General features: G+C 64.0%; 13 protein-coding genes. 3 read left to right on the forward strand and 10 right to left on the reverse strand.

Features of this window, described 5'->3' with window-relative positions; all coding sequences use genetic code 11:
- Nucleotides 1–53 precede the first annotated feature (53 nt).
- The 7 genes from pssA to mrcB all read right to left on the reverse strand — a co-directional run bounded on the left by pssA (nucleotide 54) and on the right by mrcB (nucleotide 8,208).
- Nucleotides 54–905, reverse strand: a complete 852-nt coding sequence (gene pssA / locus ACZ9C1_RS15120; RefSeq protein WP_028691215.1) for a CDP-diacylglycerol--serine O-phosphatidyltransferase — start codon at nucleotides 903–905, stop codon at nucleotides 54–56.
- Between the two features lie 150 nt (nucleotides 906–1,055).
- Complete coding sequence (gene ilvC / locus ACZ9C1_RS15125) at nucleotides 1,056–2,072, reverse strand: ketol-acid reductoisomerase (RefSeq protein WP_038706849.1); 1,017 nt, start codon at nucleotides 2,070–2,072, stop codon at nucleotides 1,056–1,058.
- Nucleotides 2,073–2,126: 54 nt separating this feature from the next.
- Nucleotides 2,127–2,618 carry an acetolactate synthase small subunit gene (ilvN, locus tag ACZ9C1_RS15130; RefSeq protein WP_003250040.1) on the reverse strand — a complete coding sequence of 164 codons (492 nt, stop codon included), beginning with the start codon at nucleotides 2,616–2,618 and terminating at the stop codon, nucleotides 2,127–2,129.
- A gap of 1 nt (nucleotide 2,619) precedes the next feature.
- Nucleotides 2,620–4,344 carry an acetolactate synthase 3 large subunit gene (locus ACZ9C1_RS15135; RefSeq protein WP_102683220.1) on the reverse strand — a complete coding sequence of 575 codons (1,725 nt, stop codon included), beginning with the start codon at nucleotides 4,342–4,344 and terminating at the stop codon, nucleotides 2,620–2,622.
- A 407-nt stretch (nucleotides 4,345–4,751) separates the two neighbouring features.
- Complete coding sequence (locus ACZ9C1_RS15140; protein ID WP_102683217.1) at nucleotides 4,752–5,084, reverse strand: YqcC family protein; 333 nt, start codon at nucleotides 5,082–5,084, stop codon at nucleotides 4,752–4,754.
- The gene (locus ACZ9C1_RS15145; RefSeq protein ID WP_102683216.1) at nucleotides 5,081–5,860 is read right to left on the reverse strand and encodes a tetratricopeptide repeat protein; all 780 of its coding nucleotides are present in this window, start codon (nucleotides 5,858–5,860) and stop codon (nucleotides 5,081–5,083) included. The genes ACZ9C1_RS15140 and ACZ9C1_RS15145 overlap by 4 nt, the downstream gene beginning before the upstream one ends.
- A gap of 26 nt (nucleotides 5,861–5,886) precedes the next feature.
- Complete coding sequence (mrcB, locus tag ACZ9C1_RS15150) at nucleotides 5,887–8,208, reverse strand: penicillin-binding protein 1B (protein ID WP_476254151.1); 2,322 nt, start codon at nucleotides 8,206–8,208, stop codon at nucleotides 5,887–5,889.
- Nucleotides 8,209–8,325: 117 nt separating this feature from the next.
- Here mrcB and ACZ9C1_RS15155 point away from each other — a divergent pair, with 117 nt between their 5' ends.
- From ACZ9C1_RS15155 to ACZ9C1_RS15165, 3 genes are all read left to right on the forward strand, one after another.
- A complete protein-coding gene (locus tag ACZ9C1_RS15155) occupies nucleotides 8,326–9,888 on the forward strand; it encodes a bifunctional aminoglycoside phosphotransferase/ATP-binding protein (protein ID WP_476254152.1) in 1,563 nt (520 codons plus the stop codon).
- 100 nt (nucleotides 9,889–9,988) lie between these two features.
- Complete coding sequence (locus ACZ9C1_RS15160; protein ID WP_102683213.1) at nucleotides 9,989–10,342, forward strand: pentapeptide repeat-containing protein; 354 nt, start codon at nucleotides 9,989–9,991, stop codon at nucleotides 10,340–10,342.
- Between the two features lie 268 nt (nucleotides 10,343–10,610).
- Nucleotides 10,611–10,895, forward strand: a complete 285-nt coding sequence (locus ACZ9C1_RS15165) for a TfoX/Sxy family protein (RefSeq protein ID WP_046854091.1) — start codon at nucleotides 10,611–10,613, stop codon at nucleotides 10,893–10,895.
- Nucleotides 10,896–11,066: 171 nt separating this feature from the next.
- Here the strand turns inward: ACZ9C1_RS15165 and ACZ9C1_RS15170 are convergent, their stop codons facing one another.
- The 3 genes from ACZ9C1_RS15170 to ACZ9C1_RS15180 are packed head-to-tail and all read right to left on the reverse strand — an operon-like array spanning nucleotide 11,067 to nucleotide 13,723.
- The gene (locus tag ACZ9C1_RS15170; RefSeq protein WP_476254153.1) at nucleotides 11,067–11,960 is read right to left on the reverse strand and encodes a ChaN family lipoprotein; all 894 of its coding nucleotides are present in this window, start codon (nucleotides 11,958–11,960) and stop codon (nucleotides 11,067–11,069) included.
- A 12-nt stretch (nucleotides 11,961–11,972) separates the two neighbouring features.
- Nucleotides 11,973–12,740, reverse strand: a complete 768-nt coding sequence (locus tag ACZ9C1_RS15175; RefSeq protein WP_110701714.1) for a heme ABC transporter ATP-binding protein — start codon at nucleotides 12,738–12,740, stop codon at nucleotides 11,973–11,975.
- Nucleotides 12,740–13,723, reverse strand: a complete 984-nt coding sequence (locus ACZ9C1_RS15180) for a FecCD family ABC transporter permease (RefSeq protein ID WP_178082060.1) — start codon at nucleotides 13,721–13,723, stop codon at nucleotides 12,740–12,742. Before ACZ9C1_RS15180 ends, ACZ9C1_RS15175 begins: the two co-directional genes overlap by 1 nt.
- Between the last annotated feature and the right edge of the window lie 40 nt (nucleotides 13,724–13,763).

A 13,763-nucleotide genomic window follows, 5' to 3' on the forward strand; every position in this document is an offset into this window, starting at 1 on the left:
GATGTACACGTAAGACTATGGAGCCGGCAGGTTATTCCGCGATTAAATCCTTGTCAGGATTTGCGACGGCGTGCCCGCAACAGAAACTGGATCGGCCCCGATGCAGCATAGGCGAGGAAGATCAGCAGCAGGATGCGCGGCGGATCGCTGAACACCACGGCGAACACCAGCACCACGGCGAGGATCGCGACAAAGGGCACGCGGCCCTTGAGGTCGAGCTCCTTGAAGCTGTTGTACTTGATGTTGCTGACCATCAGCATGCCGGCGGCAGCCACCAGCAAAGCCACCAGGAACGACAGCTTGGAACCCTGGATGCCGTAGTCGCTGAACGCCCAGACGGTACCGGCCACCACGCCGGCCGCCGCCGGGCTGGCCAGGCCGATGAAGTAGCGCTTGTCGGCGGTGCCGACCTGGGTGTTGAAGCGCGCCAGGCGCAGGGCCGCGCCGGCCACATAGATGAAGGCGACCATCCAGCCGACCTTGCCCATGTCGCCCAGGGCCCAGCCGAACGCCAGCAGCGCCGGGGCCACGCCGAAGGCGACCATGTCCGACAGCGAGTCATACTCGGCACCGAAGGCGCTTTGCGTGTTGGTCATGCGCGCCACGCGGCCATCGAGGCCGTCGAGGACCATGGCGACGAAGATGGCGATGGCGGCGAAGGCGAAGTACTTGCTCGCCTCGCGTGGATCACCCGCGCTCAGGGCGCTCTGCGCGCTCATCGAGCTGATGATGGAATAGAAGCCGGCGAACAGGTTCGCGGTGGTGAACAGGTTGGGCAGCAGATAGATACCGCGGTGACGCACCTTGCGCCCTTCGGCGTCGTGGCCTTCTTCAACGTGCTCATCGACAGGTAGCAGGCTTTCGGCGTCGGAGGGCTTGTTCGGCTCTTCGGGACGTTCGCTCATGAAAAGTACCTTGCAACAGGGTGGAATATGTTCGACATGGGCTCTGCAAAACGGTTCTGACAGCGAGCCACTGGTCGCTTTATACCAGAAGCTGACCGCGCAAACGAAAAAACGCGGCCGAAGCCGCGTTTTTCATTATCGACGCAAGACTCAGTTCTTGGTCTTGTCGACGATCTTGTTGGCCGAGATCCACGGCATCATCGAACGCAGTTGCTCGCCGATGATCTCGATGCCGTGAGCGGCGTTGTTGCGACGCTTGGCGGTCATCGAAGGATAGTTGGTGGCGCCTTCGCTGATGAACATCTTCGCGTACTCGCCGTCCTGGATGCGCTTCAGAGCGTTGCGCATGGCCTTGCGGGATTCTTCGTTGATGACTTCAGGGCCGGTGACGTACTCACCGTACTCGGCGTTGTTGGAGATCGAGTAGTTCATGTTGGCGATACCGCCTTCGTACATGAGGTCAACGATCAGCTTCAGCTCGTGCAGGCACTCGAAGTAGGCCATTTCCGGGGCGTAGCCCGCTTCGACCAGGGTTTCGAAACCGGCTTTGACCAGCTCGACGGTACCGCCGCACAGAACGGCCTGCTCACCGAACAGGTCGGTTTCGGTCTCGTCCTTGAAGGTGGTTTCGATGATGCCGGTACGGCCACCGCCAACGCCAGCGGCGTAGGACAGGGCGACGTTCTTGGCGTTGCCCGAGGCGTCCTGGTAGATGGCGATCAGGTCAGGGATGCCGCCGCCTTTGACGAACTCGGAGCGCACGGTGTGGCCCGGGGCCTTCGGCGCGATCATGATCACGTCGAGGTCGGCACGCGGCACGACCTGGTTGTAGTGGATCGAGAAGCCGTGGGAGAAGGCCAGGGTAGCGCCCTTCTTGATGTTCGGCTCGATCTCGTTCTTGTACAGCTGGCCCTGGAACTCGTCCGGGGTCAGGATCATGACCAAGTCGGCGGCAGCGACGGCGCTGGCCACGTCGGCCACTTTCAGGCCGTGGGCTTCAGCCTTGGCAACGGTGGCCGAACCTTTACGCAGACCGACGGTAACGTCCACACCGGAGTCCTTCAGGTTGCACGCCTGGGCGTGACCCTGGGAGCCGTAGCCGATGATGGCGACTTTCTTGCCCTGGATGATGGAGAGGTCGCAGTCTTTGTCGTAGAAAACTTTCATGAAAATACCCCTGGTTATATCTCGGCCCCTGCGGAGCCATCGCTATTTTTGAAGTTAGATGCTGAGCACTTTGTCGCCACGGGCAATGCCGGTGACGCCACTGCGCACGGTTTCGAGAATCGATGCGGTGCCGATGGCCTGGATGAAGCTGTCCAGTTTGTCGCTGGTGCCGCTCAGTTGCACGGTGTACACGCTGGCGGTCACGTCGACGATCTGGCCACGGAAGATATCCGTGGTGCGCTTGATCTCGGCGCGCTGGGCACCGGTGGCCTTGACCTTGACCAGCATCAGTTCGCGCTCGATGTGGGCGCTTTCCGACAGGTCGACAAGCTTGACCACTTCGACCAGCTTGTTGAGGTTCTTGGTGATCTGTTCGATCACTTCGTCATGGCCAACGGTGGTCAGCGTCAGACGCGACAGGGTCGGGTCTTCGGTCGGCGCCACGGTCAGGCTTTCAATGTTGTAGTTGCGCTGGGAGAACAGGCCGACCACGCGAGACAAGGCACCGGGTTCGTTTTCCAGCAGCAGGGAGATGATGTGCCGCATGTCAGGTACGCTCCGTCTTGCTCAGCCACATGTCACGCATCGAGCCGTCCTTGATCTGCATCGGATAGACGTGCTCGGTCCGGTCGACCGCGATGTCAATGAAAACCAGGCGGTCCTTCATCGCGAAAGCCTCTTCCAGTTTCGGCTTGAGGTCTTTCAGGCTGGTGATGCGAATGCCCACATGGCCATAGGCCTCGGCCAGCTTGACGAAGTCCGGCAGCGACTCGACATAGGAGTGCGAGTGGCGACCGTTGTAGGACATGTCCTGCCATTGGCGAACCATGCCCAGCACACCGTTGTTCAGGTTGACGATCTTCACCGGCAGGCCGTACTGCATGCAGGTGGACAGCTCCTGGATGTTCATCTGGATGCTGCCTTCACCGGTGACGCAAGCCACGTCCTGATCGGGGAAGTTGAGCTTGATGCCCATGGCCGCCGGGAAACCGAAGCCCATGGTGCCCAGGCCACCGGAGTTGATCCAGCGGTTGGGTTTGTTGAAGCGGTAGTACTGCGCCGCGAACATCTGGTGCTGGCCCACGTCGGAGGTGACGAAGGCATCGCCCTTGGTCACTTCGCACAGGGTCTCGATGACCTGTTGCGGCTTGATGATGTTGCCGTCGCCCTTGTCGTAGGGGAACAGCTCACCGTCGCCACGCCATTCGTCGATCTGCTTCCACCAGGCGTCGAGCGCCGCCTTGTCGGGCTGCTCGCCGATTTCCTTGAGGATGCCGAGCATTTCGCTCAATACGCTCTCGACCGGACCGACGATCGGTACGTCGGCCTTGATCATTTTCGAGATCGACGCAGGGTCGATGTCGATGTGGATGATCTTGGCATTCGGGCAGAACTTGGCCGGGCCGTTGACCACGCGGTCGTCGAAACGCACACCGACAGCGAAGATCACGTCGGCGTTGTGCATGGCCAGGTTGGCGGTGTAGCTGCCGTGCATGCCGAGCATGCCGAGGAACTGGCGGTCGGTGCCCGGGTAGCCACCAAGGCCCATGAGGGTGTTGGTGACCGGCAGGTTCAACGACTTGGCGATTTCGGTCAGGGCTTCGGAGCCGCCGCCGAGAATGACGCCGCCGCCGGAGTAGACCACCGGGCGCTTGGCCGCGAGGAGCATTTCGGCTGCCTTGCGGATCTGCCCGGAGTGGCCGCGCAGGGCCGGGCTATAGGAACGCAGCTTGACCTTTTTCGGGTAGATGTACTCGAACTTCTCGGCCGGGTTGGTCATATCTTTTGGAATGTCGACCACGACCGGACCGGGACGGCCGGACTGCGCCAGATAGAAGGCTTTTTTCAGGACTTCGGGGATTTCCGAGGCGTGCTTGACCATGAAGCTGTGCTTCACGATCGGCCGGGAGATACCGATCATGTCGGTTTCCTGGAACGCATCGGTGCCGACCATGGTGCTGGGCACCTGGCCAGACAGGATGACCATCGGGATGGAATCCATGTAGGCGGTGGCAATGCCGGTGATGGCATTGGTCGCGCCTGGGCCGGAAGTCACCAGTACCACACCGGCCTTGCCGGTGGCACGGGCGTAACCGTCCGCCATATGGGTGGCAGCCTGCTCGTGACGAACCAGGATGTGCTGGACTTCCGGTTCCTTGAACAAGGCATCGTAAACATGAAGGAGAGCACCGCCAGGGTACCCGTAGATGTGCTTAACGCCTTCGTCGCGCAAAAAGCGGACGACCATTTCAGCGCCGGATAAGAGCTCCACGTTGTTCACCTCTAAAACGCCAGAATACCGCCCTCACTGAGCGGGTCTTATTAGGTTTACTGCCAAGCAGAGCATGAGCGAACGTCAGCACTGACTGAGCAAGTATTGGGAATACCCTGGTGTGTTGCGGGCCTTCCCACCCAGCGCGAGGTAACGCGTTGCGGGGTGTTACAAGTCGGCGCGGGTGTGCGCCTCATGATCTGCTTAGCGGGTCTGCTTCTGGCAGTCCCTCTACAGCGGAATCTGGATTCTTGTGATTCGGCGCTCACAAGTCAAGAGAAATTATTGCCAATTTTTCATCAAGATGAATTCTCACCACCACTAATGGCGCGAGCAGCAGCAGGAAAAATAAGATTTCCATAAAAAAGGGCCACAATCTGCGGCCCTTGAAGGAAAAACGGTAGAAATCAGGCGGAAGGCGCGATCAATTGGTCGAAAGTTGCGAGCAAACGCCGTAGCTCGCGGCTTTGTTCCGGGCGGTCGACGAACACCGTCTCGGCCATCACCAGAATGCCCGAGGCGTTGGGCAACGGGTGCCCGTGCTCGAGGATCAGCTTCATGCGCGGCAGGAATATCCACTGCAACCACTGTTCGAAGGCCATGCGGTCCACCGCGAACGGTTCCACGCTGGCCAACGCCTCGGCACTGGGGGTGGCGTCGCTCCACCAGCCCTGGACCTTGAGCTCCTGCTCGATCAACAGCAGCTGGTCGGCAATATCGAGAATGCGCTGCTCCATCACAGGTTGACCCGCGCCTTCTGCCGCGCCAGGGCGGCACCTGCGCTGTCACCCTGTTTTTCACGGGCCTGGGCGATGGTGTTCCACAGCTGGGCCTGCAGGTCTGGGCGACCGTTGGCGTAGGTCAGGGCACGGCGCGCCAGTTGCTCGGACTGCGCGGCATCGCCCTGGGACAGGCGCACCTGGGCCAGGCGGAACAGCACCTGCGGCTCACGCGGGGCAATGCGCTGGGCACGCTCCAGGCTCGACGCGGCACCGTTGAAGTCGCCGCTGCCCTGCTGCTGCTGGGCAGTGGTGAGCAAGGCCAGCACCGGGCCGTCGAGCTGCTCGTCGGCCGACAAGCCACCACTGGACGCGTTGCCACGCGGAATACCGGTCGGGGCGCTGGTCACCGGCGCCGGGTTGCTCATCGAGGCGATGTCGAACGGTTCGTCGGCAATCGGGTTGGGGTTGGTCGTGATCGGCCCACTGCTGACCGGGCCCGGGGTGATCGGACCGGTGCTGATCGGTGCGGGGCCCGTGCCTGCCGGGAACGACTGGATCGGCGCCCCGCCTGTCCCTTGCGGGATCATCACGGTGACGCCGGAGTCTTCCGGCAATGACTGGGCCTGGCTGCTGCCGCCGCTGGTCGGATAAGCCGACGTGCGGTTGGCCGAGACGCGCTCGCTGTTGGAGACCCGGGTGCTCGAATCGACCACCGGAATATTGCCACGCGGGACGCTGGTACAGCCGTGCAGAACGGTCACTGCCGCCACGGCAGGAATCCACCACTTGTTCACTTCACACCCTCTTCAGAAGCTCGCGCTCAATTCATCCAGCCCTTGACCCAGTCCATCACCTCTTCGGCCGGGTTCTGCTCGCCGCCACAGGCGGCGCCTGCGGGCGGTTCACTGCCACGAATATACGGCATCTGCACCGCTCCCGGACAGCTGCCGTCGGAACCCTGGCCGCTGTAAGGGTCGATCCAGGCCTGCACCACGTTGTCCGGCTGCGGCATGTCCAGCGGCAGCGGGTCGGCCTTCTTCATGAAGCTGGTCCACACCTGCAGCGCGCCGGTGGCTCCGGTGAACGGCGTCTTGCCGTTGTCGTCGCGGCCCAGCCAGACCACCGCCAGCAGGTCCTGGCTGAAGCCGGAGAACCAGCTGTCGCGCGAGTCGTTGCTGGTCCCGGTCTTGCCGGCCAGGGTCAGCGAACTCGGCAGCACGCTGTATACCGAGCGCCCGGTACCTTCGCGCATCACCCGCTGCATGGCGTTCTGCACCAGGTAGATCGAGCCTGGGTCGAAGGTCTGCTGGATTTGGAACGGGTAGCGCTTGAGCGGCTCGCCTTCGGCGGTGAGCACGCTGCGGATACCGCGCATCGGCGTGTTGAAGCCGCCGTTGGCGATGGTCTGGTACATGGTCGCAACCTGCATCGGCGACATGCCGCCGGCGCCCAGCAGCATCGACGGGAACGCCGGCCAATCGACCTGCACGCCCAGCCGACCGATGGTCTTGATCACGTTGGGCACGCCCACTTCAAGGCCCAGCTTGGCGGTGGACAGGTTGTAGGAGTTGGCCAGGCCCTGGTACAGGTAGATGGTGCCATGGGGGCGGCGGTCGTAGTTCTGCGGCCGCCATACCTGGCCATCGGCGCCCTTGACCGAGAACGGCTCGTCCTGCACCCAGCTGGTGAGGGTGAACTTGCTCGGTTGCTCCAGCGCGGTCAGGTAGACCGCCGGCTTGACCAGCGAACCGATCGGCCGCACCGCGTCGATGGCACGGTTGAAACCGGCGAAGCCCGACTGGCGGCTGCCGATCAGCGCCTGCACCTCACCGGTTTCCGGGTTGGTGACGACCATCGCCGACTCGACTTCGTCGGCGCCCTTGCGCCCGGCCAGGCGTTTGAAGGTCTCGCTCATGGCGGTTTCGGCCTTCATCTGCAGGATCGGGTCGAAACTGGTGAAAATGCGCAGGCCTTCTTCGGTAAGGTCTTCGTCGCGGTAGTCCTGGCGCAGCTGACGCTTGACCAGGTCGAGGAAGGCCGGGAACGAACTGTCGGCCAGGCTGCCACGCTTGGTCACGCCCAGGGGCATCTTCTTCGCCGCGTCGACCACGTCCTGAGTGGCCACGCCTTGCTCGGCGAGCAGGTCGAGCACCAGGTTGCGCCGTTGCAGGGCGCGCTCGGGGTGGCGGCGCGGGTTGTAGTAGGACGGGCCCTTGACCATGCCCACCAGCAGGGCGATCTGGTGCAGCTTGAGCTCCTGCAGCGGCTGGCTGAAGAAGAACTGGCTGGCCAGACCGAAGCCGTGCACGGCGCGCTGGCCGTCCTGTCCGATGAACACTTCGTTCAGGTAGGCCTCGAGGATCTCGTGCTTGTCATAGTGCACTTCCAGGATCAGCGACATCATCGCTTCGGTCAGCTTGCGACTGAGACTGCGCTCGTTGGTGAGGAAGAAGTTTTTCACCAACTGCTGGGTCAGGGTACTGCCGCCCTGGCGCATGGCGCCGGACGAGGTGTTCACCCAGACGGCCCGGGCGATGGACTTGGGCGACACGCCGAAGTGGCTGTAGAAGTCGCGGTCCTCGGTGGCGATCAGGGTTTCCACCAGATACGGCGGCACCTGATCGATCTTGATCAGGATGCGGTCTTCGAGGTTCTTCGGGTAGATGCCGCCAATCATCAGCGGCTCAAGGCGCACCACGTCGAGCTTGCCGCCGTTGGCACCACTGAGGCCCGCGACATAATCGCCGGAGAAGCGCACGCGCACGAACTGCGCCGGCTCCATGCCCTCGTAGAACTGGAAGCCACGGGTATTGAGGTCGACGGTATTGCCGTTGACCGACGCCGCCCCCGGGCCGTTGGCCGCGCTTTCCCGACGGTAGCCGAGGGCATCGAGCTCGGTGAGGAAGTCGTTGCGGCTCAGCTTCTGGCCGACGAACAGCTCCAACGGCCGGGCATACACCTTGGCCGGGATGGTCCAGCGCTTGCCGGAGAACTTCTCCTGGACAGTGGCGTCGAGGTAGACCGCGAAGCCGGCGATCAGTACCAGGCCGACCAGGCTGAGCTTGAGCGCCCAGCCCAGCCAGGCACGGGCACGGCCGGTCGGGCGTTTTTTAGGAGTGCGGGAATTTCGGGTACGAGTCATGGCGGCGGATTATACGCACTTTGGAAAAGGGAGGCAGACGCCCCTCGGCGGTTTGCAGGGACGGCACCATTGACCATAATGTTCGATTCGAATTCCCTGACCCCTGAAGGATGATCCGTGAGCCAAGCCCTGATCAGCGCGCTACAGAACCCCGCCCTCTATCCGCACCCTGTCGCGGGCTTCGAGCTCATCGAGACGCATATCTCCTGGGTCCTGCTTACCGGCGAGTTTGCCTACAAGATCAAGAAACCGATGAACTTCGGCTTCCTCGACTTCACCGGCCTCGACCAGCGCGGGCATTTTTGTAACGAAGAGCTGCGCCTGAACCAGCGCCTGACCGAAGGTCTGTACCTGGAAGTGCTGCCGATCACCGGTAGCGTCGAAGCGCCGCAGATTGGCGGCGAAGGCCCGGCGATCGAGTACGCGCTGAAGATGCGCCAGTTCCCCCAGGGCCAGATGCTCAGCACCCTGCAGGCCAACGGCGAGCTGAACGCCGGCCATATCGACCAGATGGCCCGGCAGATCGCCGAGTTCCACCTGCAGGCGCCCAAGGTGCCGGTCGAACACCCCCTGGGCACCCCGGACGCGGTGATGGCACCGGTGGAGCAGAACTTCGAACAGATCCGCCCGTTCCTCAGCGACAAGGCCGACCTGCAGCAACTGGACGCACTGCAAGCCTGGGCCCAGGACAGCTTCAAGCGCCTGCACGGCCTGCTCGAAGCGCGCAAGGCCAATGGCTTCATCCGCGAATGCCACGGTGACATCCACCTGGGCAACGCCACCCTGATCGACGGCCAGGTGGTGATCTTCGACTGCATCGAGTTCAACGAGCCCTTCCGCCTGACCGACGTCTACGCCGACGTCGGCTTCCTGGCCATGGACCTCGAGGACCGCGGCCTGAAGTGCCTGTCGCGGCGCTTCATCAGCCAGTACCTGGAGCTGACCGGCGACTACCAGGGCCTGGAACTGCTGAACTTCTACAAGGCCTACCGCGCCCTGGTGCGGGCCAAGGTCGCGCTGTTCAGCATGCCGGCCGAAGCCGATGGCGTGCAGCGCGCCACCACCCTGCGCACCTACCGCAACTATGCCAACCTGGCCGAGAGCTACAGCGCCATCCCTTCGCGCCTGCTGGCCATCACCCAGGGCGTCTCGGCGGTGGGCAAGAGCCACGTGGCGATGCGCCTGGTCGAGGCGCTCGGCGCAGTGCGCGTGCGCTCGGACGTCGAGCGCAAGCGCCTGTTCGGCAAGCAATCGGCGGCCGATGCCGGTCATCTGGAAGCCGGCATCTACGACAAGCAGGCCAGCGTTGCCACCTACCAGCGCCTGCACGAGCTGGCAGCGATCATCCTGCACGCCGGGTTCCCGGTGGTGCTCGACGCCACCTACCTCAAGCATGAACAGCGCAAGGCAGCGGCCGAGGTCGCCAGCGAAACCGGCGTGCCGTTCCTGATCCTCGACTGCCAAGCCCCGGACGCGGTGATCGCCAGCTGGCTGGCGCAACGCCAGGCCGAGGCCGTCGACCCGTCGGACGCCACCCTGGAGGTGGTCAAGGCGCAACAGGCCAGCCGCGATCCGCTGGATGCCGAGGAACTGGCGCAAAGCACCCGCGTAGACACCCAGGACGCCAACAACATGAACAAGGTGATCGAGCAGATTCGCCAACGCCTGCCCGGCCTCTGACCCGCCAGGCGTGAAGCAGTCGACAGTTCACGCCTGAAGTCCGGCGCCCCTCCAGTGATGGCATTACAATATCATCACATCCCACGGAGGAGGCGCCGCCATGAATCAACCCCGTCAGCTGGACAACGTACTGTTTGCGATGATCCGCGACGAGAAGATCGCGGCGTTCAACCGCGAGAAGCCCACCGACTCGCTCATCGACTTTCGCGGCGGTGATTTCCGTGGCCTGGACCTGCGCGACCTGGATGTGCGTGGCATCGACTTCACCGATGCCTACTTCCGCGCCGCCGACCTGCGTGGGCTGGACCTGCGGGAAAATGGCCTGGAAGGGGCGAGCCTGGCGCATGCGCAAATCTCCGGGACGTATTTCCCGGCCGAGCTGAGTGCCGACGAGATCCTGATGTCGGTGAAGTTCGGGACGCGGATGCGCTATCGCAGCCCACGCCACGGGTAAGCGTCTGGCCTGCACAAGGCTGTGGCCACGAGCCTTGCGGGAACGGATACACGTGGGAGCGGGCTTGCCCCGCGATAGCATCAGCCCCTGCGATCGCCGTCGCGAGGCCAGCCCGCTCCCACGTTTGCCCGCTCCCGTTCAGCCAGAACGCTACATCCCGTCGGCCCCGATGGCAAAAGGCCGCGTAATCCACAACCCCCGCTACACTCCTCATTGACCTGCTCGCGATTTATCCCCACGACCCGTTCAGCCATCGCCAGGAGGCTCGATGAACGATGAATTGCAGCATCTGAAAAACCTTGGCAAGACCTCCGCGCAATGGCTGCATGCTGTCGGCATCCACAGTGCATCGGACCTGCGCCGGCTTGGCGCGGTGGGTGCCTATCAGGCCGTGAGAACGCGAGGGTTCCGGGCTTCGAAGGTGTTGTTGTATGCCATCGAGGGCGCCCTGCTGGACATGCACTGGAATGACCTGCCGGTCGAACGCAAGCAAGCGTTGAACCAGCAGCTCGATGCCAAATGCCCAGCCCAATCACAGAAGAACGAAAAATAATTCTGCAAAAGCATTGACTACGAAATGAGAATCGTTATGATTATCACAACTGGTCGCGAGACCGGTTGGGTAACCTGAATGCTCCCTGGTTCGGACGCTCAGATTATCTCCTCATCAGGCTAATCACGGTTATTGACCCGGCTTTTTGCCGGGTCTTTTTTTGCCTGCGATTCAGTGGCCCTTGCGCAGTTGGGCGCAGTAGTCCTGTTCCGGTGTCGCCGGTGTGTACCAGACGAAGTCAGCCATGGCCGGCTCGACCGTTTCCCCCACTTCCGCCAGCAACAGCACCCTGTCTTCAGGCTTGGCGTCGAGGTCGGCCAGGTGCAGCGGCACGCCGAGATCCTTGCGCGCATGGTAGCTGCCGGTAAGCAGCAATGCCGGTTGCGGCGCGGCCAGCAGCCGCTCGGCGATACGTCGGTCGCGCTGCTGCTGCACCGCCAGCATCGCTGGCAGCTGGCTTTCCGGCAGCAGGTTGCAATGCCCGGCACGCACCTGCGCCAGCAGCGCCTGCACCACTACCGGCGCATTGGAGCGCTCGCCAGGTGGTTTCGCTGGCTGGCGATAGGCCTGGCGGACCTCATCGGGCGACAGGTTCGCCGCCAGTAGCGGGTATGGCTGGCCCAGGGCCTCGCGCACGATCGGCCCGTACAGCGCCCAATCCCAGCCGGGCTGCCAGGCGAGCGCCTTCGGTAGGTCGGCTGCAGGCGTTACCTTGCCCTTCTGCGCATCGACCAGCGCCTGCTGTTGCGGCTCAAGCATTTCCAACAGCAGGCTGCCCTGCGCGCGCTGGCTCTCCAGGGCGCGCAGCAACCAGAGCTGCAAGCGGTGGTGGTCGGGGTTGTCGTGCTTTTCACCCACCAGCACGCGTGGCGCATCGGCCAGGCGCTGGACCAACTGCCCAGGGCTCAATGCCTGGCCGGTGGACAACTCGATGATCTGCCCCAACTGGACGTTGTCGCGGCCTTCGGCCCCCTGCCAGGCAGGCACGGGTGGCAGGCTCGCCTGGCAACCGCCGAGCGCCAGCGCCAAACAGATGGACAAGCCGGACAGCAAGGGATGGCGCATGGCGAATGGCTCCTAGCGAGTGATGATCAGCGGATGGCCGCGCTCCGGGTGAGGTTGCACCAGAACGTCGATGCCGAACACCGCCCGCAGCGCCGTCGGAGTCAGCACTTGTTGCGGTGTGCCCAGTGCATGGCTGCGGCCCTGCTCCAGCAAGAGAATATGGTCACAGTAGCGCGCCGCCAGGTTCAGGTCATGCAGGATCACCAGCACCGACGCGCCTCGGTCGGCGAAACTGCGTACCGCCTGCAGCGTGGTGTGCTGATGCAGCGGGTCCAGCGCAGAAGTGGGTTCATCCAGCAACAGCGTGGTGCCGGGCTCGCCCGGCCACAGCTGGGCCAGCACCCGCGCCAGGTGCACGCGCTGGCGCTCCCCCCCGGACAGCGCCAGGTAGCTGCGCTCGACCAGGTGCTGAGCATCCGCCGCCGCCAGCGCCGCCTCGACGATTTCCCGGTCGCGCTGACGGCCGCTGGCATGGGGCAGGCGGCCGAGGCCGACCACTTCCGCGACACTGAAGGCAAAGCCAAGGCTGGACGCCTGCGGCAGTACCGCCAGGCGCCGGGCCCGCGCCTGGCCCGACCAGGCGTCCAGTCCGCGCCCATCGAGCTGCACGCGCCCGGCGCTGGGCGCCAGTTCGCCACACAGGGCGCCGAGCAGGCTACTCTTGCCGGCGCCATTGGGCCCGAGCACACCCAGCACCTGCCCTGGCCGCAACGTGAGGTTGATGTCGTGCAGCACCTGGCTGCCACCGCGCTTGAGGGACAGCCCTTGGACGTCGAGCATCAGTTGCGCACCTTCACCAGCAGGAACAGGAAGAATGGCGCCCCGATAAAGGCGGTGACGATGCCGATCGGCAACTCCGCCGGGGCCAGGGCCAGGCGTGCGACCAGGTCGGCGAACAGCAGCAAGGTACCGCCCGCCAGCAACGAGGCCGGCAGCAGCACCCGATGATCCGGCCCCGCCACCAGCCGCACCAGGTGCGGCACCACCAGGCCGATGAAGCCGATCAGGCCGGCCGCGGCAACCGCCGCCCCCACGCCGAGCGCGGTGCAGAACACCAGCTCGCGCTTGAGCTTTTCGACCTCGATACCCAGGTGCCGGGCCTCCGACTCCCCCAACAGCAACGCGTTGAGCGCCTGTGCCCGGCGCGGCAGCCACAAGGCCACGGCTGCCGCCACCAGCAGCAAGGGCCACAGTCGCTCGTAGCTGGCGCCGTTGAGGCTGCCCAGGTTCCAGAAGGTCAGGGTGCGCAGGGTGGCGTCGTCGGCCAGGTAAGTGAACAGGCCCACCGCCGAGCCGCCCAGCGCGGTCATCGCGATACCGGCCAGGAGCATGGTCGCCACGTTGGTCTGGCCGTCGCGGCGCCCCAGGCGATAGACCATCGCTGTCACGCCCAGGCCGCCGACGAAGGCACACAACGACAATAGATAAGGCGCGAACCAGTCAGCAATGCCGCCCAGCCAACTGCCGCCGACGATCGCCACCGCGGCCCCCAGGGCGGCGCCGCTGGCGACACCGACCAGCCCCGGATCGGCCAGCGGGTTGCGGAACAACCCCTGCATCGCCACGCCGGACAATGCCAGCACCGCGCCGACCGCCAGCCCCAGCAGGGTTCGCGGCAGGCGGATCTGGCCGAGGATCATCTCGGCCTGCTCCAGGCCCTCGCCACTGACCGGCAACCCGACCAGGCGCAGGCCGGCGCGCAGGGTATCGAACAGCGGCAGGCTGACCGGCCCCAGCGCCAGCGACAACCACACCGCCAGCAGGCACAGCAAGGCCAGGGTAATGAACAACGTACGTGGTCGA

It is taken from the genome of Pseudomonas sp. TE21435, from assembly GCF_056279265.1.

What these genes read in the sequence shown, in the direction of transcription:
- pssA (WP_028691215.1), bottom strand. Translation starts at nt 905, where the DNA reads ATGAGCGAACGTCCCGAAGAGCCGAACAAGCCCTCCGACGCCGAAAGC.
- ilvC (WP_038706849.1), bottom strand. Translation starts at nt 2,072, where the DNA reads ATGAAAGTTTTCTACGACAAAGACTGCGACCTCTCCATCATCCAGGGC.
- ilvN (WP_003250040.1), bottom strand. Translation starts at nt 2,618, where the DNA reads ATGCGGCACATCATCTCCCTGCTGCTGGAAAACGAACCCGGTGCCTTG.
- mrcB (WP_476254151.1), bottom strand. Translation starts at nt 8,208, where the DNA reads ATGACTCGTACCCGAAATTCCCGCACTCCTAAAAAACGCCCGACCGGC.
- ACZ9C1_RS15160 (WP_102683213.1), top strand. Translation starts at nt 9,989, where the DNA reads ATGAATCAACCCCGTCAGCTGGACAACGTACTGTTTGCGATGATCCGC.
- ACZ9C1_RS15165 (WP_046854091.1), top strand. Translation starts at nt 10,611, where the DNA reads ATGAACGATGAATTGCAGCATCTGAAAAACCTTGGCAAGACCTCCGCG.
- ACZ9C1_RS15170 (WP_476254153.1), bottom strand. Translation starts at nt 11,960, where the DNA reads ATGCGCCATCCCTTGCTGTCCGGCTTGTCCATCTGTTTGGCGCTGGCG.
- ACZ9C1_RS15175 (WP_110701714.1), bottom strand. Translation starts at nt 12,740, where the DNA reads ATGCTCGACGTCCAAGGGCTGTCCCTCAAGCGCGGTGGCAGCCAGGTG.